This window comes from Pedobacter borealis DSM 19626 (assembly GCF_000708285.2).
Classification (GTDB): Bacteria; Bacteroidota; Bacteroidia; order Sphingobacteriales; family Sphingobacteriaceae; genus Pedobacter; species Pedobacter borealis.
The window spans coordinates 1-3,626 of record NZ_JAUG01000173.1; the positions used below are offsets into that span (position 1 = coordinate 1).

A 3,626-nucleotide genomic window follows, 5' to 3' on the forward strand; every position below is an offset into this window, starting at 1 on the left:
CGAGACCGCGGTTTTTTACTAATAAGGAATAAGCTTAGGCTTGGGCAGAGGACAATGAAACCCTCCACCCTTATACCCTAAACCTTACACCTTAATAAAGTTCTTTGACATATTGGAAGAAGTTAAAAAAGAAGAGCAAACAACAATAGGCGACTGTTGTGTTTGTGCTCGCTTAAAGGGATCGCAAGAGACCGATAAGCATGAGACATCATAACAAGAGCAAAAAAAGCATACCATATGGCGCAAAAGGCATATGAGTAGAAGAAAGTAATAAAGAGTACACGGGGGATGCCTTGGCTCTCAGAGGCGATGAAGGACGTGATAAGCTGCGATAAGCTTCGGGTATTTGCAAATAGGAATTGATCCGAAGATTTCCGAATGGGGCAACCCGGCATGTTGAAGACATGTCACATATAATGAGCAAACCTGCCGAACTGAAACATCTAAGTAAGCAGAGGAAGAGAAAATAACAATGATTTCCTAAGTAGTGGCGAGCGAAAGGGAAAGAGCCCAAACCTACCTTGTTACGGCAAAGTGGGGGTTGTAGGACTGCAACATGGCATCAGCAAACAGAAGTGGAATGGGATGGGAAGCCCAGCGGTACACGGTGATAGCCCGGTACACGTATAGAATGCTGGCCTAGCAGTATCCTGAGTACCGCGAGGTCGGAGACGCCTTGTGGGAATCTGCCGGCACCATCCGGTAAGGCTAAATACTCCTGAGAGACCGATAGTGAACCAGTACCGTGAGGGAAAGGTGAAAAGAACCCCGAACAGGGGAGTGAAATAGAACCTGAAACCGTGTACTTACAAGCGGTCGGAGCGTACAAGTTGCGTGACGGCGTGCCTTTTGCATAATGAGCCTACGAGTTACTCCTCTCTGGCAAGGTTAAGTGTCTAAGGCACGGATCCGAAGCGAAAGCGAGTCTGAACAGGGCGTATAGTCAGAGGGGGTAGACGCGAAACCTTGTGATCTACCCATGGACAGGTTGAAGGTGCGGTAACACGTACTGGAGGACCGAACCGATAAACGTTGAAAAGTTTCCGGATGATCTGTGGGTAGGGGTGAAAGGCTAATCAAACTGGGAAATAGCTCGTACTCCCCGAAATGTTTTTAGGAACAGCGTGGATATTAAGTTTCATAGAGGTAGAGCTACTGATTGGGTGCGGGGGAGTCAAATCCTACCAAATCCAGACAAACTCCGAATGCTATGAAATATGGTCTGCAGTGAGGCGCGGGGTGCTAAGGTCACGCGCCGAGAGGGAAAGAACCCAGACCATCAGCTAAGGTCCCCAAGTGACAGTTAAGTTGAACTAACGAGGTCCGATTGCACAGACAGCTAGGATGTTGGCTTGGAAGCAGCCATTCATTTAAAGAGTGCGTAACAGCTCACTAGTCGAGCGATCGGGCATGGATAATAAACGGGCATTAAACTGTTCACCGAAGCTATGGGATTGAAATATATCGGTAGGGGAGCATTCTATATGCAGCGAAGGTATCTGGTAATGGGTGCTGGAGCGTATAGAAAAGCAAATGTAGGCATAAGTAACGATAAGGCGGGAGAGAAACCCGCCCACCGAAAGGATAAGGTTTCCTGATCAACGCTAATCGGATCAGGGTCAGTCGGGACCTAAGGAGAACCCGAAGGGGAAATTCGATGGACAACTGGTTAATATTCCAGTACTTTTTATAACTGCGATGTGGGGACGGAGTAGTGACACTGCCGCGATCTGACGGAATAGATCGTTAAAGGCCGTAGGTATATCGATGGTAGGCAAATCCGCCAACGATGCTGAAAGCTGATAGTACAATAAACCTTCGGGTGAGTTGATAGCGCAGGTAATCAGACTTCCAAGAAAAACCGCTAAGCTTCAGGTTATAAAAACCCGTACCGCAAACCGACACAGGTATCCGGGAAGAGGATTCTAAGGTGCTCGAGTGAATCATGGCTAAGGAACTCGGCAAAATGGCCCTGTAACTTCGGGAGAAGGGGCGCTTGCAGCAATGTAAGCCGCAGTGAAAAGGCCCAGGCGACTGTTTAACAAAAACACATGGCTTTGCAAAATCGAAAGATGAGGTATAAGGCCTGACACCTGCCCGGTGCTGGAAGGTTAAGAGGGGATGTCATCCGCAAGGAGAAGCATTGAATCGAAGCCCCAGTAAACGGCGGCCGTAACTATAACGGTCCTAAGGTAGCGAAATTCCTTGTCGGGTAAGTTCCGACCTGCACGAATGGTGTAACGATCTGGGCGCTGTCTCAGCCATGAGCTCGGTGAAATTGTGGTCCCGGTGAAGACGCCGGGTACCCGCAACGGGACGGAAAGACCCCATGCACCTTCACTACAATTTAACATTGACATTGGATACAGGATGTGTAGGATAGGTGGGAGGCTTTGAAGCGGCGTCGCTAGGCGTCGTGGAGCCAACGTTGAAATACCACCCTTTCTGTATTCGGTGTCTAATCCCGCCTAGCGGGAGACATTGTTTGATGGGTAGTTTGACTGGGGTGGTCGCCTCCAAAAAGGTAACGGAGGCTTTCAAAGGTAAGCTCAGTACGCTTGGTAACCGTACGCGGAGTGCAATAGCATAAGCTTGCTTGACTGTGAGACAGACAAGTCGATCAGGGTCGAAAGACGGATATAGTGATCCGGTGGTTCTGCATGGAAGGGCCATCGCTCAAAGGATAAAAGGTACGCTGGGGATAACAGGCTGATCTCCCCCAAGAGCTCATATCGACGGGGAGGTTTGGCACCTCGATGTCGGCTCGTCACATCCTGGGGCTGGAGAAGGTCCCAAGGGTTCGGCTGTTCGCCGATTAAAGTGGCACGCGAGCTGGGTTCAGAACGTCGCGAGACAGTTCGGTCCCTATCTGTTGTGGGCGTAGGAATTTTGAGTGGGGCTGACCTTAGTACGAGAGGACCGGGTTGGACCAGCCTCTAGTGAATCTGTTGTTCCGCCAGGGGCATTGCAGAGTAGCTACGCTGGGAATAGATAAGCGCTGAAAGCATCTAAGTGCGAAACTAGCCACGAGATGAGAATTCCATATAGGACCGTAGCAGACTACTACGTTGATAGGCTACAGATGTAAAGGTGGTGACACCACAGTCGAGTAGTACTAATCATCCGAAGCTTTCAAAGCTGGACAGACTGTTGTTTGTTCTTCATAATAACTTCTTTCAATACTGTTTAAGGTTTAAGGCGAAAGGCTTAAGGCGGAAGGTTTACCCTCCACCTTTATACCCTCGACCTTCTACCTCAATAAAATATTCAGGTGCCTATATCGGTGGTGTCCACCTCTTCCCATTCCGAACAGAGAAGTTAAGCCCACCAGAGCCGATGGTACTGCGGTAACACGTGGGAGAGTAGGTCGGTGCCAGATCTTAAAAGAAACCCCTTGACGATGAGTCGAGGGGTTTTCTTGGTTTAAAAACATTCTGTACCTATTGTTAATTTTTTTGCACCATTAAGAAGTGGAGAAAAGTTAAGGGGCCTGATGCCGGATTTTAACAGCAATGTTGAAGGGTTTTCTTCGTTTAAAGCATCCTGTACCTATTGTTAATTTTTTTCACCATTAAGAAGTGGAGAAAAGTTAAGGGGCCTGATGCCGGATATTCCTTAATGCCCTT

Annotated in this window: 2 rRNA genes; both read left to right on the plus strand. The window is 48.5% G+C overall.

The window, feature by feature from the left end:
- Positions 1–261: 261 nt before the first annotated feature.
- A 23S ribosomal RNA gene (locus tag AW17_RS23180) occupies positions 262–3,138 on the plus strand.
- A gap of 129 nt (positions 3,139–3,267) precedes the next feature.
- A 5S ribosomal RNA gene (gene rrf, locus AW17_RS23185) occupies positions 3,268–3,379 on the plus strand.
- Positions 3,380–3,626: the final 247 nt, after the last annotated feature.